The 20,413-nt window shown below is 66.9% G+C and carries 19 protein-coding genes; 9 read left to right on the forward strand and 10 right to left on the reverse strand.

Going from position 1 to position 20,413, the window contains the following annotated elements; all coding sequences use genetic code 11:
- Nucleotides 1-385: 385 nt before the first annotated feature.
- From GKO32_RS11765 to GKO32_RS11780, 4 genes are all read right to left on the reverse strand, one after another.
- The gene (locus tag GKO32_RS11765) at nucleotides 386-757 is read right to left on the reverse strand and encodes a group I truncated hemoglobin (protein ID WP_154756876.1); all 372 of its coding nucleotides are present in this window, start codon (nucleotides 755-757) and stop codon (nucleotides 386-388) included.
- On the reverse strand, nucleotides 754-1,389 hold the full coding sequence (locus GKO32_RS11770; protein ID WP_154756877.1) for a DivIVA domain-containing protein: 636 nt from the start codon (nucleotides 1,387-1,389) through the stop codon (nucleotides 754-756). The genes GKO32_RS11765 and GKO32_RS11770 overlap by 4 nt, the downstream gene beginning before the upstream one ends.
- Before the next feature lie 11 nt (nucleotides 1,390-1,400).
- Nucleotides 1,401-2,561: a globin domain-containing protein gene (locus GKO32_RS11775; RefSeq protein ID WP_154756878.1), complete on the reverse strand. Its 1,161-nt coding sequence runs from the start codon at nucleotides 2,559-2,561 to the stop codon at nucleotides 1,401-1,403.
- 204 nt (nucleotides 2,562-2,765) lie between these two features.
- On the reverse strand, nucleotides 2,766-3,389 hold the full coding sequence (locus GKO32_RS11780; RefSeq protein ID WP_312867810.1) for a TetR/AcrR family transcriptional regulator: 624 nt from the start codon (nucleotides 3,387-3,389) through the stop codon (nucleotides 2,766-2,768).
- 84 nt (nucleotides 3,390-3,473) lie between these two features.
- On the opposite strand from GKO32_RS11780, the gene GKO32_RS11790 reads away from it, so the two are divergent.
- Genes GKO32_RS11790 through GKO32_RS11810 form a run of 5 tightly spaced genes read left to right on the forward strand, consistent with a single transcriptional unit; the run spans nucleotide 3,474 to nucleotide 9,574 of the window.
- On the forward strand, nucleotides 3,474-4,670 hold the full coding sequence (locus GKO32_RS11790; RefSeq protein ID WP_312867811.1) for an alpha/beta fold hydrolase: 1,197 nt from the start codon (nucleotides 3,474-3,476) through the stop codon (nucleotides 4,668-4,670).
- A gap of 8 nt (nucleotides 4,671-4,678) precedes the next feature.
- Nucleotides 4,679-5,194, forward strand: a complete 516-nt coding sequence (locus tag GKO32_RS11795; protein ID WP_154756880.1) for a hypothetical protein — start codon at nucleotides 4,679-4,681, stop codon at nucleotides 5,192-5,194.
- 46 nt (nucleotides 5,195-5,240) lie between these two features.
- The gene (locus tag GKO32_RS11800) at nucleotides 5,241-6,356 is read left to right on the forward strand and encodes an FAD-dependent monooxygenase (RefSeq protein ID WP_154756881.1); all 1,116 of its coding nucleotides are present in this window, start codon (nucleotides 5,241-5,243) and stop codon (nucleotides 6,354-6,356) included.
- Between the two features lie 3 nt (nucleotides 6,357-6,359).
- Nucleotides 6,360-8,357 (forward strand): prolyl oligopeptidase family serine peptidase, encoded by a 1,998-nt coding sequence (locus GKO32_RS11805; RefSeq protein ID WP_154756882.1) that lies wholly within the window; start codon nucleotides 6,360-6,362, stop codon nucleotides 8,355-8,357.
- 8 nt (nucleotides 8,358-8,365) lie between these two features.
- Entirely contained in the window at nucleotides 8,366-9,574 is a 1,209-nt protein-coding gene (locus GKO32_RS11810) for a PucR family transcriptional regulator (RefSeq protein WP_154756883.1), read from the forward strand.
- Nucleotides 9,575-9,582: 8 nt separating this feature from the next.
- Here the strand turns inward: GKO32_RS11810 and GKO32_RS11815 are convergent, their stop codons facing one another.
- Nucleotides 9,583-10,875 (reverse strand): NAD(P)/FAD-dependent oxidoreductase, encoded by a 1,293-nt coding sequence (locus tag GKO32_RS11815; protein ID WP_154756884.1) that lies wholly within the window; start codon nucleotides 10,873-10,875, stop codon nucleotides 9,583-9,585.
- A gap of 111 nt (nucleotides 10,876-10,986) precedes the next feature.
- Between GKO32_RS11815 and GKO32_RS11820 the strand changes: the two genes are divergently transcribed.
- Nucleotides 10,987-12,222: a metal-dependent hydrolase family protein gene (locus GKO32_RS11820; RefSeq protein ID WP_154756885.1), complete on the forward strand. Its 1,236-nt coding sequence runs from the start codon at nucleotides 10,987-10,989 to the stop codon at nucleotides 12,220-12,222.
- Between the two features lie 11 nt (nucleotides 12,223-12,233).
- Here GKO32_RS11820 and GKO32_RS11825 read toward each other — a convergent pair whose 3' ends face one another.
- The 3 genes from GKO32_RS11825 to GKO32_RS11835 are packed head-to-tail and all read right to left on the reverse strand — an operon-like array spanning nucleotide 12,234 to nucleotide 15,138.
- A complete protein-coding gene (locus tag GKO32_RS11825) occupies nucleotides 12,234-12,995 on the reverse strand; it encodes a cyclase family protein (RefSeq protein WP_154756886.1) in 762 nt (253 codons plus the stop codon).
- A gap of 38 nt (nucleotides 12,996-13,033) precedes the next feature.
- Nucleotides 13,034-14,374, reverse strand: coding sequence for an MFS transporter (locus tag GKO32_RS11830; RefSeq protein ID WP_154756887.1), 1,341 nt, complete (start codon nucleotides 14,372-14,374; stop codon nucleotides 13,034-13,036).
- A 32-nt stretch (nucleotides 14,375-14,406) separates the two neighbouring features.
- Complete coding sequence (locus GKO32_RS11835; protein WP_208024380.1) at nucleotides 14,407-15,138, reverse strand: alpha/beta fold hydrolase; 732 nt, start codon at nucleotides 15,136-15,138, stop codon at nucleotides 14,407-14,409.
- Between the two features lie 172 nt (nucleotides 15,139-15,310).
- Here GKO32_RS11835 and GKO32_RS11840 point away from each other — a divergent pair, with 172 nt between their 5' ends.
- Nucleotides 15,311-16,561 carry an FAD-dependent oxidoreductase gene (locus tag GKO32_RS11840; protein WP_312867812.1) on the forward strand — a complete coding sequence of 417 codons (1,251 nt, stop codon included), beginning with the start codon at nucleotides 15,311-15,313 and terminating at the stop codon, nucleotides 16,559-16,561.
- A gap of 53 nt (nucleotides 16,562-16,614) precedes the next feature.
- On the opposite strand, the gene GKO32_RS11845 is transcribed toward GKO32_RS11840, so the two are convergent.
- Nucleotides 16,615-17,544: a TauD/TfdA family dioxygenase gene (locus GKO32_RS11845; RefSeq protein ID WP_166459501.1), complete on the reverse strand. Its 930-nt coding sequence runs from the start codon at nucleotides 17,542-17,544 to the stop codon at nucleotides 16,615-16,617.
- Nucleotides 17,545-17,677: 133 nt separating this feature from the next.
- Here GKO32_RS11845 and GKO32_RS11850 point away from each other — a divergent pair, with 133 nt between their 5' ends.
- The gene (locus tag GKO32_RS11850; RefSeq protein ID WP_154756890.1) at nucleotides 17,678-18,253 is read left to right on the forward strand and encodes an IclR family transcriptional regulator domain-containing protein; all 576 of its coding nucleotides are present in this window, start codon (nucleotides 17,678-17,680) and stop codon (nucleotides 18,251-18,253) included.
- Between the two features lie 16 nt (nucleotides 18,254-18,269).
- Nucleotides 18,270-19,184, forward strand: a complete 915-nt coding sequence (locus GKO32_RS11855; protein ID WP_154756891.1) for an alpha/beta fold hydrolase — start codon at nucleotides 18,270-18,272, stop codon at nucleotides 19,182-19,184.
- Nucleotides 19,185-19,588: 404 nt separating this feature from the next.
- Here the strand turns inward: GKO32_RS11855 and GKO32_RS11860 are convergent, their stop codons facing one another.
- Nucleotides 19,589-20,254 carry a GntR family transcriptional regulator gene (locus GKO32_RS11860; RefSeq protein WP_154756892.1) on the reverse strand — a complete coding sequence of 222 codons (666 nt, stop codon included), beginning with the start codon at nucleotides 20,252-20,254 and terminating at the stop codon, nucleotides 19,589-19,591.
- Between the last annotated feature and the right edge of the window lie 159 nt (nucleotides 20,255-20,413).

The raw sequence follows: 20,413 nt of genomic DNA on the forward strand, positions 1-20,413 counted from the left end.
TTGTTTTTCCGTGTGGCGGAACCACAATCGCCATGGTTCAAAACGTAGCGGCCATCGCCGACATCAGCGCTGCCCCGAGAAAATCCTTGAGGTCTTCTTGAGAATCGGTGTGCTCAAGGACCACAATGCGGCCCACGAGGTAATTTCGTGCATTCGGACCGATTTTTTGGGCAGCCACCGAGTCACGGGTGTGGCTCAGTGGCTGGACGGCATGACCGGTGCATGCTCGCACCAGCTGGACCGACGCCGAGGGCCTCGGGCCGCATAATCAAGGAGGCCCTTTATTCTGGCTAATCTGAAAATTGCAGCAGATCGTTGCTCTGCTTCCCGGCTTATAAAAAGGATTGTTTCAAGGTCGGCCTCCGTCGAAGATAAGTGAACCGCCCTACGGCCGCGGCACCGTTGGGGACACGATGTCTCCGGCCAGTGGAGCGACCGCGGCGAGGATCTGGTCCACCAGGTTCTGCGGCACCCCGGCATCGAGCAGTGACTCCGACAGCAGTGTGGCCACCCGGTCGAACTGCGCCTGCCCGATACCGCGACCGCGATGGGCGTCCCGCATGCTCAGACCCGCATAGTGGTCCGGACCACCCAAGGCTCCGGCGAAGAACTCGACCTGTTTGCCCTTCAACCGGTTCAGGTTGGCACCGGCGAAGTAGGGCGCGAGCTCACTGTCCGCGAGGACGCGGATGTAGAACTCATCGACGACCGCACTGAGGGCCTCCTGGCCACCGATCTGGTCGTAAATGCTGGTCAAGGTCGTCTCCGATCCCGTTGGGTGAATTGTTCCGGCAGCTGTGCGAGCTTGTCGACTTCCTGAGCGAACGCGTCCGACGCCGCGTGCAGCTGGACCTGCACGGCATGACAGAAGGCGCGCAGCCACGCGAGCCTGCGTTCCATCTCCTCGATTTCCGCGGCATGCCGGTCGTCGCGGGAGGTGTGCTGCGCCCGCGCCACCTCCTGAGCCGCGATTTCCGCCTGCTGTTCGGCATCCGACAGCAGTTCCATTGCCTGGCGACGGGCATCGCCGGTCAGCCTGCGGCACTGCGCCTCCGCCTGCGCGATGTACGCCTCGGCCTGCAACTGCGCCTCGGACAGCAGGTTCACCGCCTCCACGTCCGGCTTCCTCTGCAGCCGGCCCGGGTCGACGTTCTCGCCCTGGCTGCGGTACCAGTCACGGAGCCGGTCGATCTCCGCGCGCAGCCGCGCGTTCTCCGCCTCGCTTGCCGCGATCTCCTCGGCCAGCCGGTGCTGGAACAGTTCGACCTCGTCGGGGTCGACACCGCGGCGGCCCAACGGGGTCCTGCTGAACGTGATGCCGCGGATGCGCTCGGGGGTGAGCACCCGCCGGACCGCGGGTGGCCGCTGGTCACCTGCCTGAAGTGTCATGCTGGGTCGTCCTATCCCCTCTTCAGAACGTCGATCCCGGCCCCCACCGGGTCCTGATAACCGCTGAAGTCCTCGCAGCGGACGCGTTCGGCGCCGATGCCGGCCGCGTAGAGCAGCTCACAGGTCCCCGCCACCATTGCCGGTGAACCGCATACGTAGATTTCCTGATCCGCCCACGGCCCGTACCGCACGGCGATCTCCCCGACCATGCCCCTTGCCCCGGAGAACCGGACGTCGTCGGACACGACCGGGGTCACCCGCAGGCTCGGCAGCGCGTTGTCGAGCGCCCGCAGCGCCGGGGCGTCGTAGAAGTCCCGCGCCGTACGGGCGCCGAGAAACAGATGTGCCTTACGGGGCACCGGTTCCTGGGCGATCTGGCCGAGCAGCGCCTTCATCGGCGCGAACCCGGTGCCTCCGCAGATCAGCACGATGTCGCGGCCATGGTCGAGCGTGAGCCGCGACCCGACCGGGGATCCCAGCCGCAGCATGTCACCGGTGGTGATGCCTTGGACCAGCGCCGAGCTGACCGCCCCACCATCGACCATCCGGACGTGCAGTTCGACGAGGTTGTCCTCGCGCGGTGGCCGGGCGGGCGTGTAATACCGCCAGATCCGGGGCCGTAGCTCGGTTTCCACCGCGATGCTCTGCCCCGGCAGCCAGGTCAACGGATGATCCGTGCGCACGGTCAGCACCGCGGTGTCGAGGGTGCGCCGCTCGTGTCCGAGGACCTCGGCGTTCCACCACGGCGGTGAACTGCGCTCGTCTTCGCCGGCGGCGGTCGTCATGACGTCGGCCACCAGCTTGTACGCGGCGGTCCAGTCGGCGGCCAGGTCCGGCGTCCACTCGTCGCGCAGAAAGTGTTCGAGCGTGGCGAGCAACGCCTGTCCCACCGCGGGATAGTGCTCGCTGGTGACCGCGAACTTGCGGTGGTCACGCCCCAGTTGCCGCAGGAACGGGACCGCGCTGTCGAGGTCGTCGACGTGGGACACGACCCGGCCCAGCGCGCGGACCAGCTTGTCCCGCTGGGCCGACATGCCGGCGGGAAACATCTGGCGCAGGTGCGGATTGGCCAGGAACAGCGTCGAATAGAAGAACAATGGCACTCCGCCGCCGAAATCCGCGACCGTGTTCCAGCTGCTGCGCAGCCGAGCGGTATCCACCGTCGTGCTCATTTCCCTTCTGGGACCCCCGGGGGCAAAGCGGTTGCGCAGCAGCGTAAGCGGCGGGCAATTTGCATTCAAGGGTTTGCCAGATCCGGAAAAAATTTTTCCTTGATCCATACCAACATGGCCAAGGGCAACGTAGTGGTACAGACCTTTAATGAAGGTGATATGCGTCGCATTTTTCGGGGCCGCGCCGATCTTGCGGTCGGAGCCCTACGGCGTGGTGGCATGGATGCCGGCCAAGACGATGTCGACGATCTTCTCCGCCACCTCGCGGGTGAAGGGGTGGCGTCGCCGGTTGATGTAGAGGTACACCGGCCCGGACAGCAGTTCGGTGAGGAAGTAGCTGTCAACAGGGGGAATCTCTCCCTTGTCGACGGCGCTGTCGAATCGCTTCCGGGCGGTGGCGAGCCGTTGGTCGTAAACAACCCGGACCGCCTCATCGAGTTCCGTGTTCCCGGGAGCCGCGACGGCGGCCTGCATCAGGGCCCGGCCGGTCGAGCTCGACAGACGCTCGGAGAACACGATCAAGAAGTCGACCAGATCGCGGCGAAGGTTGCCGGAGTCGTGGAGAGGTGCCGAGTCCTCCGCGTACTGCAGCAGCGCGTCGCGGACGAGTTCGGCGCGGTCCGGCCAGTTGCGGTAGACGCTGTTCTTGTTGACTCCGGCGAGTTCGGCGATCTCCTCGTAACGCAGGCCGGCCACGCCGTTCCGGGCAACGAGCTCCGTCGTCGCCGCGAGGATCTGTGACCGTACCCGGGCATTACGACCGCCCGGTCGCGCTGCTGGTCGCGCGCCGGCACTGGTCGTCTCCGTGGCCTCCACGTTCTCCGGCACGCCTCCGATTTTCACATCCGCCCCTCGGTGGACATCACGGTGGATCAAGGCTACCTTAAAGAGACGATCGGTCTCTTTAAGGATGTGAGCGTTGTGCAGTCCACCTATCCGAGCGCCCCGGGCGACACCCTGGTGTTCGAGAACGACCGGGTGCGCGTCTGGTCGATGACGCTCGAGCCGGGCGGCATGTTCGACTTCCACCAGCACCACTACGACCACGTGGTCTTGTGGCCGGACAGCGGGCAGGCCGTGGCGCAGAACCTCGGCGACCCCGACTGGGGAATCTCACTGGCGGCCGAGCCGGGCTTCGTGCTGTTCCAGACGGTCGGCACCGCGGAGCCCCTCACCCCGCACCGCATCCGCAACGTGGGTGACACGGCGGTCACGCACTACATCATCGAGTTGATCAGCGAGCGATCGCCGAGTGAGCAGCGCCTGCCCGGGGAGACCAACGGCCGCGGCACGTTCGTCTACTCCGGGGGGGCAGCAGTGACCACTGCGATGAAGACGGTCAAGGCCGGCGAGATCGAGATCGCCTACGCGGAGTCCGGTGCCGGCGAGCCGGTGATTCTGCTGCACGGCGGCGAAAGCACCCACATCCAGTACGACACGTTCCGGCCCCAGCTCGGTGACGGGATCCGTGCGATCGCCTACGACCAGCGCGATTCCGGAGCGTCGGTCAACCCGCCCCACCCCTACGGCATTCCCGACCTTGCCGAGGACTGCGCCGCGCTCATCAGGGGACTCGGGTACGAACGAGCGCACATCTTCGGATCCTCCTTCGGCGGCTTCATCGCCCTCCAGGTCGCGGTATCGGTACCCGACGTCGTGCAATCGCTGACGGTCGGCGCGACCTTCTCCGACGCCACGGCCCTGCAAGCACCGGTGGCTTCCGAGATCGTCGAACTGTCGCCGTCGCAGCGCGATGCGCAGATGCTCGCCTTCGCCCTGTCCGAACGCGGGCAAGCGGACGAGAAGGTGGTGGCCGAACTCAAGTCGGTATTGGTCCACCGCTCACCGGAGGCGGATGCGCGGCGACTGGCCGCGATCCCAGGCTTCGACGTCACCAACCGCCTACCCGAAATCACGGCGCCCACCCTGCTCATCTACGGCGAAGACGACCCCGCGGCTCGTCCCGAAGTCGGACGAAAGATCGCCGACGCGATTCCCCGGGCGAGGCTGGAGGTGATTCCGGGGGCGCGCCACGGAATCACGATGGAGTTCGCCCGGGAAACCGCCCAGTTGCTCCGCGATTTCGTGCTGGCCCACCCGTCGCAGTAGGAGTCCAGATGACTGAAGACCGTGCAGAGGTCGCACCGAACAACGGCCGTTGGACACCGCCTGACTGGCGGGCGATGTCCGGCGATGAGCTTCGGGACCATCTTGAACAGATGGATGCGCTGGCAGCGTCTTATCAGCATGTCTACGAGCGCAACCGCGACGGCACGCTCGAAGACAGGATCGCGACGATGGACAAGCTGATTCCGAGCGATGCGGCACGGGTGTGGCGCAGCTACAATGTCCCTGGCCAGGGGCAAGAGGTGACCTGGTCAGTGCACGAGGAGGGCTTGCGGTCGCTCTACGAGGTCTACACCGATATCCACCATGAGGGCGTGACCTACCAGCCTTTCCCGGGTGGCTTCGTGTTCCAGTGCATCTATTCCTTCACCGCCCCGGATGGGACCGAGGTCAGGTTCCCGGCGGCATTGGTCTGGTACATCAACAGCGCTGGGCAGGTTGTGCACATCAACGAGCACTTCGAGTCGCACAACGCCGACAAATGGTTTGCCGTCCTGGAATCCTGATACGGCGGGTCATGAGTTGTTTACGTATTACCTTTCTGGAGAACGCATGAAAATTCTTGTCTCCGGCGCGGGCGTCGCCGGTCTCTCACTCGGGCGTGACCTCGGGATGCGAGGTCATCACGTCACCATCGTCGAGCGGGCCGATCGGCTCCGGGGCAACGGTTCGCCCATCGACGTCCGCGGCGATGCGATCGAAGTCGCCGAGAAGATGGGCATCCTGTCCGCGGTCCGCGACGCGCGTATCCGGATGACCGAGCAGGTGCATTTCGTCGACGAAAACGGCGTGGCCTACGGCCGGTTGCCCGACGATATCGGCGATTCGCCCGACGACATCGAGATCGCCCGCGAGGACCTGTCCCGGATTCTGGCCGACACGCTGCCCGAGATCGTGGACCTGCGGCTGAGCGAGTCGGTGAACTCGATCGCCGAGCACGACGACCGGGTGGATGTCGGGTTCGCTTCCGGCAATTCGGAGAGCTTCGATCTCGTCCTCGGCGCCGACGGTATGCACTCGGCGGTGCGGCGGCTCGTGTTCGGTCCGGAGCAGGACTGGATCCGGCATCTCGGTTTCTACACCGCCATCACCGACATGCCCGGTGAGGCCGATGCCGAAGCCGAGCGGATCAATCCCATGTACAGCTATCCCGGGCACATGGCCGGGATAGCCCGGTTCAAGAACAAAGCAATCGGTCTGCTGATGTTCGCGTCGGATCCTCTCGACTACGACTACCACGACGTCGAAGCTCAGAAGCAAATCCTGTTCGACCAGTTCGGCGAGTGTCGTTCGTGGAAGGTTCAGACCATCCTCGACGCGGTGCGCGCCGATCCCGATATCTACTTCGATTCGATCAGCCAGATCCACCTGCCCACCTGGCACCGGGGCCGGGTCGCGCTCGTCGGCGATGCCGCCCATTGCGCTTCCCCTCTCGCGGGCCGGGGCACGTCACTGGCGATGACCGGGGCTCAGTTCCTCGCTGAGGAGCTCGACCGATCGGACGGAGACCACGTCACGGCGTTCCCGCGATACGAGGCCCGCCAACGGCCTTATGTCGAATTCGCCCAGGGCACCGTCAAAGGTGGTGGTGCGCTTCTCGTGCCACCCACCGAGGAAGCGATCGTCGCACGGAACCAGCTGCTCCAGCCGGTCGCGGTCGGTCAGTAAGCGATGGGGCCCGATACCGTTCCAGACCCGTACCGCTGGCTGGAGGACGACAGCGAGGAGACCCGCCAATGGCAGGCGGAACAAGCAGCGCTGGCGGCCCGCTATGTGCGGGACAGCGGACAGCCGGACGCGGTGCGCGAGTCGGTGCTGCGGCATCGGGCCCCACGCTTCGCCGACGTTCCGGTACAGACCAAGTCCGGATGGTTCCGATCCGAGGTTGTGGCGGGCGTGACCCGCGTCGTGGTCGGGCGCGAGCCATATCGGGACGAACGGATCGTCGTCGAATTCCCCGCCGGGGAACCCGGCGCGGAGCCGCCCTCCCTGCCATGGTTCGCACCGTCCCCGGACGGCGAGGTGCTGGCCATCGGGATCTGCCGGGACGGCAGCGAACACAACCAGATCGCGTTGTACGACGTGCGCACCGGCGCGCGGCTCCCGGACTGCATCGACCGTGTCCTGCACGACGGCTGGGTCGGTGGCGTCATGTGGCTTCCCGACTCCGCGGCGTTCTTCTATCTGGCCCTCGTCGGTCCGCTGTCCGATTTCCGGCAGGAGGTCTTCTACCACCGGCTCGGGGAACCTGCCGCGACGGAGCCGGAGAAGATCCCGCTGCCGGAGGACTTCCGGGAGTACATCCTCGTCCAGATTTCCGACGACGGACGCTGGGCAACCGCGGTGGCCGGCCGCCGCGCACCCGTTGCGCTCGCTCGCTGCCGGCTGTCCGCCACGGGACGGGCGTGGGAGCCGTTCGTCACCGTGGCGGACAGCGCGTTTTACGGACACATCGTCGGTGACGATTACATCGCGGTGACGACGGTCGGCGCCGACCGAGGACGAATAGTTTCGGTCGCGATGGATTCCGTCGCCCCGGCCGATCCCGGAACGTGGCGCGAAATCGTCGGAGAGTCGGCTGCGGTCGTCCGCGGAACTACCCGCGTGGGCAAGGAACTGTACGTGTCGGAATGGGTCGACACCTACTCGCGCGTTCGGGTGCTCTCGCCGGACGGCGCCGAGGTGTGCCGTCTGGAACTTCCCGGCAAGGGTGCGATCGGCGAGCAGGCCCAACCGTTGATGCAACTGGTGGCTCGCGCCGGCCAGGAGTACTTCGTTTTTCCGTTCGCGACTTTCACGGCGTCGTGGGGTGTCTATCGGCATGACCGCGCCACCAACCGGCTCGACGTGCTGCGCGAACCGGCGGTGCGGCTCGACGGGGTGACCGTGGAGGACCGGTGGGCGACGTCGGCGGACGGGACTCGCGTCCCGTACCACGTCGTCTCGCGGTCCGATGTGGACGGACGGCCGGACCGGCCGACGCTGGTCTACGCCCACGGTGGGTTCAACGTCGGTCTTTCGCCGGTCTACCAGATGCAGGCGGGGGTGATCGTCGACGCGGGTGGGGCCTACGTGCACGCACACCTGCGCGGCGGGGGCGAGTTCGGCCTCGCCTGGTGGAACGGAGGGCGCCGCGACCGCAAGCAAAACACGTACGACGATCTCTATGCAGTCGCCGAAGACCTCATCGCGAGCGGTACCACGTCGAGTTCCGCGCTCGGGTTGACGGGCTTTTCCAACGGAGGACTCACCGCGTGCGTCGCGGTGACCCAGCGACCGTCGCTGTGGCGGGTAGTGGTTCCCCGGGTACCGATCACCGATCTCCTCGGCGCATTCCGGTCGTCATATCTCAGCGTCACGGTGCGGGAGTTCGGCGATACGGCCGATGTCGAGCACCTCCTGTCGATATCGCCGTATCACCTTGTCCGTGCTGGCACCGGCTATCCGGCTGTGTACGTCGATGCCGGCGCCAACAACCCGCGGTGCCCGCCGTGGCAGGCCCGGAAATGGGCCGCCCGGATGCAGGCGGCACAGGCGGGGACCGCGCCGATCCTGCTGCATATCTGGAACGACGCGGGACACGGCTGGGCCACGCCCGTCGAGGTCGAAATCGCGCAGGAGACCGAATGGCTGGCATTCGCTCTGAACGAACTCGGTGTCCGCCTGTGAGGCGCGCTATGGCAGACGAAGACGTGCAATCACTCGTCGAAGAGCTCGCCGAGCAGTTGCAGCGCTCGGTGGCGATCGATGATCCGTCCGTCCGGCTTATCGCGGTCAGCCGCCACTTCGGCGACCAGGATCCGCTCAGAGTGACCGCGGTGCTGAACCGCTCGCTTCCGGACGAGCTCAGCCGCCCGCTGCTGGAACTCGGCATCTCGACGTGGACCGAGCCGGGGCGGGTCGAGGTCCCTGGCTTGAAGGCCCGGCTCTGCGCCCCGGTGCGGTCCGCCGGTTATCTCCTCGGATTCCTGTGGCTGATCGACGACGGACCTGCCCGCCTCAGCGAACACGAAATCGAGATGGCGGCTCGGACCGCGGCCCGTGCCGGGGTCGTGCTCCACCGCAACCTGCTTGTGCGCGAACGCTCCAGGGCCCGCCGCAATTCGATTCTGCGCGAGCTGGTGTCCGCCGACGAGGAAACCAGGGCGGCGGCCGCGGAGGAGTTGCGCGCCGAGCAGCTGTTCGGTGGACAGCCGATGTGCTACCAGGTCATCGCCGCGCAGCACTTTCCTGAGGCAGGGCAGGACATGGCCGTGGAAGTGGCCGTCGAGGACGGATTGCGTGCCCTGCCGGAAGGCGCCGGGCTGGTCTTCGCACACCGATCGCGCGCCTGGCTGTTGCTCGCCCGGCCGGAGGAACCCACGACGCAGCTTCTCCACGCCGTCGGGCGACGTATGACGACGCGATTCCGCGCTCTCAGCGGCCCGCACGCCCGGTTGGCCGTGGGTATCGGCGCGCCGGTGACGGATCTCGGGCTGGTGGCCACCTCCTACCGCCAGGCGCTGCTCGCCGTGCGCGCGGCGCGGCTCGTCCCGGCCCTCGGCGAGGTGGCTCGATGGGGATACCTCGGCCCGTACGACATCCTGCTGCGCATGCCGAGCGACGAGCTGGTGCGGGCGGCCGACGTGCCGGCGTTGGCGAAGCTCCACGATCAGCCGGTACTCGCGGGAACCCTGGAGTCCTTTCTGGACAATGCCGGCGACGTGAAGCGCACGGCGGACCTGGTCTGCGTGCACCGCGGCACGCTCTACCACCGGCTCCGGCGCATCGAGCAGCTGACCGGCTGCAGCCTCGACGACGGCGACGATCGTCTGATGCTGCACCTGGGGCTCAAACTGCGCAGGCTCGCGGCCGCCGACCGCTGCCACGACGAGCCGCGAGCCTAGCCGTGGCGTCATCCCATGACAGTGCCGGAGCTGGCTGCATTGAGGGGCCGCCGGCGGGAGAACGCGCCGAGGTCGATCATGGCGCCGGTGTGCTCGGCGACGAACCGCACGGGAGCGGCGTCGTGGTCGGCGCCGTTCTCGACCTGGCTGATGATCTCGTTCATGAACCGGCCGATGATCGGCGCGTTCTTGAACTGGTTGCCGCTGGTGCCGATGGCCACGTAGTAACCGTCGAGCTCGGTGCGGTCGTAGATCGGGGTCCAGTCGTCCGCGACGTCGTAGACGCCGACGACCCCACGGGCGCGGTTCGGCACCGTCAGCTCGGGCAGTCGCCGGGCGGCACGTGTCACCTGTGCCTCGAACACCGCCATCGTCGGAGCCGGATTCGCCTCCTCGGGCGACTCGAGCCACTGGAACGGATCACATTCCGGCTCGGTACCGCCGATGAGCAAGGCGCCGCCGGTCTCGCCGCGCACATAGGTACCCAGGTCCATGTCGGCGATGGTGATCCCGTCCGCGGTGAAGTCCTGGGGAGCGGCCACATGCGCCACCTCTTGCCTCATCGGGCGGACGCGCACGGTGAAGTCGGAGCCGACGCCGGCCAGCGCGTTGACCTGTCCCGACCACGGGCCGGCCGCATTCACCACGATGCCGCAGTCGATACGGGTGCCGTCGTCCAGTACGACCGTGCCGACCCGGTCTTTCCGGCGCTCGATGCTGGATACCACACGGCGCAGGAGGAACTCGGCGCCGCGCTGCCGCGCTGCTGTGGCCAGGTTCTGGGCCGCCAGTTGCGGATCGTTGACGTATCCGGCGTCGGGCGTGAACACGGCACCGAGGCGATCGTCGGCATCGTCCCAGAATCGGTCGTCGGCGATCGGCTTCGGCGGCCAGTATCGGCCGACATCGATTCCGGGGACGCTGTCGGCGAGCCGGGACGCGTCCCACTCCTGATAGGGGATGGCCGCTCGGTCGAACAGCGGCAGGTAGGTGTGCCGGGGTGCGATGGCAACGTCCAGCATGGCCAGGCCGGTGCGGACGTAGCGAGCGAAGCCGGCCGGATCCTCGACCTCGAGGTGGTCCCGCCAGTTCTCCCACGCGAATCGCGACTCCCAGGACGCCGCGACGCCCGCCCAGGTGGAGAAATTGAACCGGACGACCGCACTGGACGAGCTGGTCGATCCGTGCCCGATACCGCCGGCCTTGTCCACGACGAGCACACTGTGGCCGTTGCGGGCAAGCTCCAGAGCGATCGACGAGCCCACCACTCCGGCTCCGATGATGACGACGTCGGATTGCATAAGGCAACTCTGCCGGATGGCAGCGAAACGCACATCGGACAGCGGTAACGAATTCCGGTCCGGTCGTGCGACAGCTGGCGAAGATCGATCCACCGAAAGGATGTTGAGCTGATGGCCCGTTCTCTCCACCTCGGTCACCTGTACGACGCCACCCTCGACGATCCGGCCGAGCACGTCACCGTGACGATCGACGGGGATCGGTTCGGTGCGGTCACGACGCGGTCGGACGATCGCCTTGGGGATGAGGATCTCGACCTCAGCCCGTACTTCGGCCTGCCCGGTCTCATCGACGCTCACACTCACCTGGGGCAGGCACTTCCCGTCGCCGCGATCAGAGACGAGGGATTGCTCTCCATCGCGAGTGTGGCGGCCGGCATTTTCCAGAACTGCGAGCTCGCACTGGACGCCGGGGTGACCACGGCGCGTGACCTGGCGGGCCTGGACGGCGGAATAGTGCAGGCCATCGATTCGGGTGTGGTTCGCGGGCCACGGATTTACCCGTCCGGACCTGCCCTCGCGCAAACCGGCGGTCACGGCAGCGGCCACACTCCCTACCGGATGACCGACGCCGCGCTGTGCATTCCCGGTCTGTTCCAGCGTGCGCTGGTCTGCGATGGTCCCGACGGTGTCCGGCTCGCCGCCCGGACCGCGTTGCGTCGAGGTGCGACGCAACTCAAGGTGTACGGAAGCGGCGGCGTCGTCTCGTTCGCGGACGGACCCCGAGATGTCCACTTCACCATCGAGGAATTGAAGGCGGCCGTCGAAGAGGCCGCTGCCCGCCACACCTATGTGACCTCTCATGCGCACAACTCCGAGGCCATCCGGCGCGGTATCGCCGCCGGCGTCACCTGCTTCGAGCACGGCACCTACCTCGACGAGCCGACAGCCGAACTCATGGCGAATGCGGGCGCATCCCTGGTGCCGACATTCATGGTTCTCGAGGTCATGCGCCGGCGCAGCGAGAGTTGGGGCATCGGGCCCGGACTTCTCGAGAGAATGGCCGGGGTCGGCGAGGCGATGCAAAAAGCCTTATCGCTGGCGAGGGACGCCGGAGTGCGAATCGGTTCGGGGTCGGACTTGCTCGGACCACAGCAAATCGGCCGGGCCTTCGAAATCGAACTCAAGACCCGGATCATCGGATTCCGGGACGCACTGCGCGCAGCCACCATCGGGAACGCCGAGATCATGGGCCTTGCTGCCGATCTCGGTACCGTCGAATCGGGAAAGCTCGCAGACCTCATCGTCGTGGACGGCAACCCCTTCGAGGATCCGGCCGTACTGACCGATCCGGACAAGATCAAGGTCGTGATCAAGTCCGGTGTGGTCGTGAAGGACATCCGGTCATAGTGGACCGGATTTTACGAAGACTCCGGTGCCACTGCGGCGACCGCGCGGATGGGGCTGCCGGTCCCGTCGGCGAAAGGCAACGGCAAGCCGCAGAACAGGAAACGGTGTGCGGGGATCCGGTCGACGCCGGTGAGGTTTTCGATGATTCCGATCGGTTCCCGGTAGCCGACCTCAGCAGAGAGTACGTGCGGCTTCAGGAAGTTGGTGTGGACAGTGGCGAACTCGACGGTGTCGGGTGACTCGACGCTGACGCTGTCGAGTCCGACCGTGCGGACGCGCTTGTCGCGCAGCCACTCCGCACCGGACCGGGAAAGTCCGACCAGTCGCTGCACGTAGCGTTGCGGATCCTCGTCCGCGACGCGTGACCATCCTGTGTGCAGCAGGACGATGTCGCCAGGCTCAAGCGCGCCGGACCCCGCCGCGGCGTCGAGGTCGTCGGCGGTGATGGAACCGTCTCGTTCGGTCGCCGCCGAACAGTCGAGCCAGACGGCCGGCCCGAACCCGTAGGCCAGCGGCATGGCGTCGATGGTCTGGGCCGACTCCGAATCGGCGTGCCAGATCGCGTCCATGTGGGTGCCGGAGTGGCCGTTGATCAGCCAGAAATCGTTGACGAAGGAAACGCGGTCGCCGTTGTAGGGATTCCGGCGTGCGGTTTCCGCATAGCTCTGGTGGGTGTGGGTCCCCGACAGGTGCACCGGATTCCTGCCGTGCGCGGGCAGCGCGGGCATCTGTTCGTGCAAGCGCAAAGTCAGGTCGACGAGGTGATGGTTCACGGTGGCGGTTCTCCCGAATCCGAGTGGTGGCAAAGGTTTCAGAGTGTCCGGCGGAAGGTCTCGCGGGCGAAGAAGATCGCCACCACGGAGACCGCACACAGGGCGGCGGTGAGCACCGCGGCGGGGATCCAGTTCCGCGTGTCTCCCCCGGCCAGGGCCAGCGCGACGACCGGCGCGAAGCCTGCGACCAACTGGCTGATCTGGAGCCCCACGGCCGTTCCCGTGTACCGCACACGTGTTTCGAACATCTCGACGAAGAAGGCCGGATAGACCCCGTTGGCCATGGTGTAGAACAGGGTGAGGCCGATGACGGCGATGAAGATCGCCACCGGACTCGCGGCGGAGATCGCGTCGAGATACCCGAAGATCCCGGCCATACATCCGAGGCAGCCCACCAGCATGACGGGTCGGCGGCCGAAACGATCGGACAGGATTCCGGCCAGGGGCTGGAGCCCGATGGCGATGGTGTTGATCAGAATGGAGACCGCGAGCATGAGCGACGACGGAAGTCGCATCGGGCCGGTTGCGAAGGTGAGCGCGAAGACGGAGACCATGGTGTTGACGGTGGTGAACAAAGCGCAGGCGGCGACCCGGAGCACGGCCGGGGCCTGGTGGCGCAGCAACTCCCAGAGCGGAAGTCTGGGAATTGCCTGGTCACTCCCTCTGTCGGCGGCTTCCACCTGCTCGACGAACACCTCGGGTTCCTCGATGGAGCGCCGGAAAAAGTAGGCGACGCCGAGGACGAAAAGGCTGAGCCAGAACGGAATTCGCCAACCCCATGCGAGCAGCGCCGCGTGTGGCATGCCGGCTACGCCGATGAAGACCAGGCCGGCGACGACGAACCCGGCGTTCGGTCCGTTGATCGCCCAGGAGCCGAAGACCCCACGGCGGCGCGCGGGAGCGTGTTCCACAACCAGCACACTCGATCCGGCGATCTCGCCCCCTGCCGACACGCCCTGCAGGAGCCGGAGCGCGACGAGGAGGATCGGCGCCCACACGCCGGCGGTCGCGAACGTCGGCAGGCACCCGATGAGGAACGTGGACGTACCCATGAGCACGACGGTGGCGAGCAACACCCGTTTGCGTCCGTACCGGTCACCGAGGTGCCCGAGGACTATTCCGCCGAGCGGGCGCGCCACGTAGGCCACCCCGAACGTCGCCAGGCTGAGCAGTATCGCGCTCGATCCGTCGCCCCCGAACATGATGTGGCTGAACACCAGCGAGGACGCCGTCAAGAAGATCCCGAAGTCGTAGTATTCCAAGGTGCCGCCCAGGAAAGCGGCCAGCGCGGCCTTGCGTGCCCGCTTCGCGGCCGGCGTGTGCCGCGCCGAGGCGGGAGGCGCGGGCACGCTCACCGCCGGTGATTCGTTGCCGTTCATGGCGAACCTCCTTGTTCTGCCGGGAAATGCCGTCAACGTGAGGTGAAGTGTCCGGTCCGATCAGCCAGCCAGGCGTCGAGCAGCGCCAAGAAGGCGTCAGCGTCCTCACGGAAGTAGGAATGGCCGGACCCCTGGACGGTGTGCACGGTCAGGCCCCGCCGGGCGAGATCGGCGGCATGCTCAGGGACGATGAACTCACTCGGGTCTGAGGCGAGCACCAATGACGGCATGCTCGCCCGTTCCGGTGACAGGTCGAATCCGCCTCCCGGCACGAGGCCGGCGACTACGCCCGGGTCGGCTCTCCACATGGAGTCCCAGCGCAGGCGGACATCGTGTTCAGGCCATCGCGGACCCAGGCTCGCCTGCAGCTGCGCTTGGTCTGTCCACTTCAGCCAGCTGCTCCACAGCGCCCGGTTGCGTTCGTGTCCGGGGGCGTCGATTCGCCATGCCGGGTCGAGGTACACGACCGTGCCGGGCCGGAGAATCTCGGCGACCATGCCGAGTGCGAGCCCGCCCAGCGAGTGTCCCAAGGCGAGGGCCGGGAAGGAGGGCAGGGTGTCGAGCAGGTCCATCGCCCAGTCGTGCGGCGAGTACCGGCCCCGTGGGCTCCGGCCATGGCCGCGAAGGTCGGGCGCAAGAACCCGGTAACCGCGATCGGCGAGCGCCGGACCGACCCGGTACCAGCTCGTCGAATCGCTGAACAGACCGTGCACGAGGACGGCGATCTGTGTTCCCGTGCCCCATTCACGGACCGTGAGCTTCACTGGCAATCTCCGTCTCTCGGTCGCCGGGACCTGTTGTCGACCGCGATGCTCGCAGTGCCGAACCGCTGCTGCCTACATCCGATTGCCGCCCAGTGGCAGCCGATTCCTCCAGGGTCCGCCGGCCACGGGTGACACTCGAGCGAAGCCCGTCCCCGCATGAAAGGAACGCAGAGTGATCACCAGCGGAGAGGTGGACGTCGTGGTGGCCGGCGGCGGCCCGGCCGGTGTCGCCGCCGCCGTCGGTGCCGCCCGTGCAGGCGCCCAGGTGCGCCTGGTGGAGCGGCACGGCTTCTTGGGGGGCACCGCCGTCGCCGCGTCGGTGCTGACCTATTGCGGCTTCTTCGACCGCAGCCACACGCAGATCGTGGCCGGAGCAGGTCAGCTCTTCCTCGACCATCTCGCCGCGGCCGATCTCTATCGCACGCATGTGACCCAGGAGTCGGGCAACAAGGTCGTCCTGCTCGACGCCGAGACCACCAAGGCCGCACTCGACGCGCTCGTTCTCGAACACGGCGTGCGGGTCGGGCTGCACTGCGCCGTCATCGCGGCGGTGGCGCAGGACGGCTTGCTCAGCGAGGTCGAGGTGCTGCACAACGGCGAACGAGAGCGCATCAGCGCGGCCGGGTTCGTCGACGCCACCGGCGACGGGGCACTGTTGACCGCAACCGGTGCCGCGACCACTGTCCGTCCACCCGGGCAACGCCAGGCCAGCACGCTGGTCATGCGCTTCGGCGGAGTCCGTGACGACGCAGACCTCGGCACCGGCGCCATGCGCGAAGCCGTCCGGGCTTACCGCGCCGCCTACGACGTCGACCTGCCTCGCGATCACGGCGCGATGGTGCGGCTGCCGATCACCGGCGAGGTCATGGTGCTCGCCGCGGATCACCACGCCGACGTCCTCGAGGTGGAGGGGCACACACGCGCCGAGATGGACGGCCGCCGGGCCGCCGCGCACTACCTGCGTGCGCTGCGCGCGGGCATGTCCGGCTGGCAGGACAGCTACCTCGCGGCTACCGGTCCCGACCTCGGTGTCCGGGAGACCCGGCACATGATCGGCCGCAGCCGGCTTTCCGGCGACGACGTCGCCGCGGCTCGTCGACGGCCGGACGACGTCGTGGCCCGCGGCGGATGGCCGATGGAGGACCATGCGAAACCGGGAACGACCGCCTACCGGCGAATCCGGGGCGACACCTGGTACGACATCCCGTACGGCGCGCTGAGGTCGGCCGATCACGACAACCTCTGGGCCGCGGGCCGGCTCATCGACGCCGACGCCCAGGCCTACGCATCGGTGCGCGTGATGGGAACGGCCTTCGCCACCGGACACGCCGCCGGTGTCGCGGCCGCACTGCACGCGACGGGCCGGCCTGACGGATGCGCCGCGGTGCAAGCGGAACTCCGCCGGCAGGGCGCGTTGCTGTGAGGGAGCGCGGAATCGTGCGTCCCCGGCCACCATCGCGGCCGGGGACGACCACCTCAGCTCACGTCGGCGGTGGTGCGGGGAAAGATTCCGCCTTGCGCGGCGGTGTCGCGGGTGCCGAGACCAAACCTTTCCGGCAGTGCCCGGCTGTCCGGCAGGCGCAGCCACAGCCGCAGAAGGTGCCGGCGGCGTTCCGGCTCCGGAAAGTCCTCGAAGGCGGTCCGCGAGTGCAGGACGCTGTAATTGGAGAGAAACTGGATGTCCCCCGGCGCGAAGTCCATATCGAGCCGTACCCCGTCCTCGGCGGCGATCTGCTGCATGAGTTCGAGCGCCTCTTCCGCCGCCGCGCTGAGGGGCTGGACCCCGTCGAAGCGCTGGGCCTTGTCGATGAGCGGTTGGGAGATGTACGCGCTCAGCCTGCCGCCGTACGTCGTGTACACCGGCGATTCGTAGTACGGGATGGTGCTTCCGGGCGGCTGTTCGCCGCGGTAGTCGAACGCATAGCTTTCGTGCAGGAGTGCGACGAGATCGGGCCGGCGACGTACCAGTTCATTGTGGACGGTCACCGCGCTGGCGAGGGTACTCGGCCCGCCGGCCCGCGCGGGACGCAGGCACAGGAGGCCGACCGAATCGGAGTGGTCGGTGTGGTAGTAGAGACGGTCGTTCGTCGCGTACCCGCGGACCGTCGGTTCCGCGAAGTCGGCCCCGGTGTCGCGGACATGGCCGATCAACTCGCCTGCGGCGTTCTGCGACACCGGCCGGCCGAGCCGGCTTCCCAGCAGCCGGAAGGCCTGGGTGGCACGTTCTTCGGACCACCGGTCCACCGGCAGTCCACGGATCAGGAAGAACCCGCGGCCGTGCTCCAGCTCCCGGCCGAGGTCGCGCAGCACGTCACCGAGCGAGGCAAGATCGACCTCGGTGGCCGGCAGGTCCGGCCGGCGGTCGAGCTCCCGCTCGAGCACGAGGATGTCGAGCTCGTTGGTCATCTCGTCTCCTTGTCTTCGGCTGGCGCCGGGAGTCGGTGCCAGTGCCGACGCTATGACCGCGATGTCGTCACGAGTGAGTATTCGCGCCCGCTCAGTGGGAAAGCTCGATGCCGTCCTCGGCTGACAGGGTGCGCTGACGCTCAGCGAGATCAGCCGTGCGTCGGGGATTCCGGTCAGCACGGTGGGAAGGCTGGTGGCGCACCTGGCGAAGGTGGCCGGGCGGCGGAGTGTGATCGGTGCGACGCCGGTCGGCGACCAGGTTCCGTTGCATGCCACGGCAAGCGGGAAGGTGTTCCTGGCGTTCTCGGAACCGCGCCTGCTGCGAAACACCATCGAGGCGGGCCTGCGGCGCTACACCCGATGGACCATTGTGGACGGTCGCAGGCTGGCGGCCGCGGTGGCGACCGTCCGGCACATCGGCGTCGCGCATTCCCGCGAGGAACGGCGCCCGGGGGTGAGTGCGGTGGGGGCGCCGATCATCGTGGACGGGCGGCTCATCGGCACCCTCGCCATCGTGGGTCCGGCCACCACCGACCTTCGCCGCTACGAACGACGTCTGGTGGCCGCGTCCGCCCGGGTGGCGAGGGGATTTCTGTCGGTGGTGCGCCGGAACTGCGCGGAGGGCGGCACCCGTCTGCCACTGAGTAGCAACCCGTGCTTGGCACCCGGGGACCCATGGGACGACTGTGGACGCGGAAAACACCCATGACAGCAAGGGGAGAAACATGGTTCGGGACACCGCCGAGTCGGTAGGACTGGACGACGTCGAGCTGGCTTACCGCGTCGTCGGCGACGGACCGGAACTGGTCATCCTGCTCCACGGATGGCCTCAGACTGGTGCGTGCTGGCGCCATGTCATGGCGCCACTCAGCCGCGGCCGTACCGTCGTCGCACCGGATTTGCGTGGTTACGGTGCCTCGGGGCTGGCACAGTCGGGAGCGTATGACAAACGCTCCACCGCAGCCGATCTGAGCGGCCTCATCCGGCACCTGGGGTTCTCCTCGGCGGCGGTGATCGGCCACGGCCGGGGCGCCCGCGTCGCGCACCGGTGGGCCCTCGATCACCCGGCAGAGGTCGATGCGCTGGTGCTGGTGGACATCGTGCCGACCAGGGTCGTCATGAACTCGTTCGACCGCCACTCGGCGAGCGAGTTGTGGCACTGGTTTTTTCACCGGAACTCTGAGCTGGCGACGAAACTGGTCTCCGGGAATGTCGAGGCGTACCTCCGCTATTTCTTCGCCCGCGTGCTCGAATCCGGTGCGGTGGACGCGGAAACCTTCAAGCACTACGTCGACGCGTTCAGCGATCCGGGGCATCTGCAAGCGTCCTTTGAGGACTATCGGCCGGACTTCTCGACCGATCTTGCACTCGACGAAGCGGATCATGCCAAGGGGCTGCGGGTACAGGCGCCGCTGCTGCTCCTGTGGGGTGCCGAGGGCGGACTCGGCGGGACCGATGTCGTGCGCATCTGGCAAGAGCACCACGCCGATCCGTCTGCGGTGAGCGGTCATCCCGTCCCCGGCGGTCACTACGTTCCCGAAGAAGCACCCCGGGAAGTCGTGCACGCCGTCGAGGCCTTTCTCGGCCAGGCAAGCACCTACGCCAAGCCCAGCCTTCGTGAGCGTGTCTCAAAGTCGTAGCCGGTTGATCCCGCACTCCACCGCGTCATTTGTAGGTGTCCCGCGGTTCAAGCCAGTACCAATGCCGACCTTCATGACGCAGGAGGTTTTCAAGCAGAGCAGAGAAACTGGTTGCGATTATGGGCGATGAACCAACTATTCCATGTTTTTCATGGATTTGATTCACGCAATTCGCCCGGCGGAACGATCGAAATTGCGTAGTCCGCACCCAGGTACAGATCAACGCCTCCGGTCAGCGTGGAGAAATCTACCAGGTCATCAGGCAGTCGATGCTGAGCCCGGATCACAGACATCCCGGCAGGCGGACGGACGACACAGCGCTCCGTCCGAAATGCCCACTCCAGGAGTTCCTGCCCGGCCATGAAACCGTCCCTCCGTCTGTCACGGCAACAAATCCGGAGGCGTCAGGACCGGCGGCGTCCGAGGCGCCGCACCACGATTTTCTCGGTTCCCGTCCGGTGTGTGTCGAGCTCCTTGAGCAAACGCCTCCGGTCCCCCGCCTTCACCGCGTCGAGGATGGCCTTGTGCTCCACCACCAGGCGGCGCGTGGTCTCGGGCTCGTACAGGTACATCGAGCGATAGAAATCGGACATGTACCACAACCGCCGCAGCTCCTGCCGCACCAGCGACAGCGGTGACGCGTCAAAAACCGAGAAGTGGAACTGCTGGTTCAGGCGCTGGAATTCCTCGGGTTCGTCGGCGCGGACGGCCGCCGTCATCGCGGTGTGCAACCGTCCCATGGCCGCGGTGTCGACGTCGGCGAGGTCCACCGACTTCACCAGTTCGGTCTCCAGCAACCGGCGCATGAGGTAGATCTCCGCGAGATCCTCACTGTTGAACCGCGCAACGGTGTACCCCGTGTTCGACTTGTGCTCGAGGACACCCTCGGACTGCAGGCGTGACAGCGCCTCGCGTACGGGGATACGGCTCACCCCCAGCGCTTCCGCCAGCGCGGCCTGCTGCACCTTCTGTCCCGGCAACAGCTCACCGCTCAATACCATCGCACGGATCGCAGTGAGACACTTGTCGACACCGGAGCCCGTAGTCACCGCGTCGGCACTCTTGCCCATGCCTTCTCCTCAACGCCGCACGAGGGCTGTTGCCGCAAGTTGGATAACACTTTGCATCCACATCCTACAGACTCCCCCCGCCGGCGAAAGCCGGGCGCGGCGGATTTCGAGCAGCCACCTTCGGCCTAGATTTTGCATACTCCTTGATATACAGTCGGC

This window comes from Amycolatopsis pithecellobii (assembly GCF_009707865.1).
Taxonomy (GTDB): Bacteria; Actinomycetota; Actinomycetes; order Mycobacteriales; family Pseudonocardiaceae; genus Amycolatopsis_E; species Amycolatopsis_E pithecellobii.

Coding starts and splice junctions, on each gene's coding strand:
- GKO32_RS11770 (WP_154756877.1), bottom strand. CDS start 1,389: ATGACACTTCAGGCAGGTGACCAGCGGCCACCCGCGGTCCGGCGGGTG.
- GKO32_RS11775 (WP_154756878.1), bottom strand. CDS start 2,561: ATGAGCACGACGGTGGATACCGCTCGGCTGCGCAGCAGCTGGAACACG.
- GKO32_RS11795 (WP_154756880.1), top strand. CDS start 4,679: ATGACTGAAGACCGTGCAGAGGTCGCACCGAACAACGGCCGTTGGACA.
- GKO32_RS11800 (WP_154756881.1), top strand. CDS start 5,241: ATGAAAATTCTTGTCTCCGGCGCGGGCGTCGCCGGTCTCTCACTCGGG.
- GKO32_RS11805 (WP_154756882.1), top strand. CDS start 6,360: ATGGGGCCCGATACCGTTCCAGACCCGTACCGCTGGCTGGAGGACGAC.
- GKO32_RS11810 (WP_154756883.1), top strand. CDS start 8,366: ATGGCAGACGAAGACGTGCAATCACTCGTCGAAGAGCTCGCCGAGCAG.
- GKO32_RS11815 (WP_154756884.1), bottom strand. CDS start 10,875: ATGCAATCCGACGTCGTCATCATCGGAGCCGGAGTGGTGGGCTCGTCG.
- GKO32_RS11820 (WP_154756885.1), top strand. CDS start 10,987: ATGGCCCGTTCTCTCCACCTCGGTCACCTGTACGACGCCACCCTCGAC.
- GKO32_RS11830 (WP_154756887.1), bottom strand. CDS start 14,374: ATGAACGGCAACGAATCACCGGCGGTGAGCGTGCCCGCGCCTCCCGCC.
- GKO32_RS11845 (WP_166459501.1), bottom strand. CDS start 17,544: ATGACCAACGAGCTCGACATCCTCGTGCTCGAGCGGGAGCTCGACCGC.
- GKO32_RS11855 (WP_154756891.1), top strand. CDS start 18,270: ATGGTTCGGGACACCGCCGAGTCGGTAGGACTGGACGACGTCGAGCTG.
- GKO32_RS11860 (WP_154756892.1), bottom strand. CDS start 20,254: ATGGGCAAGAGTGCCGACGCGGTGACTACGGGCTCCGGTGTCGACAAG.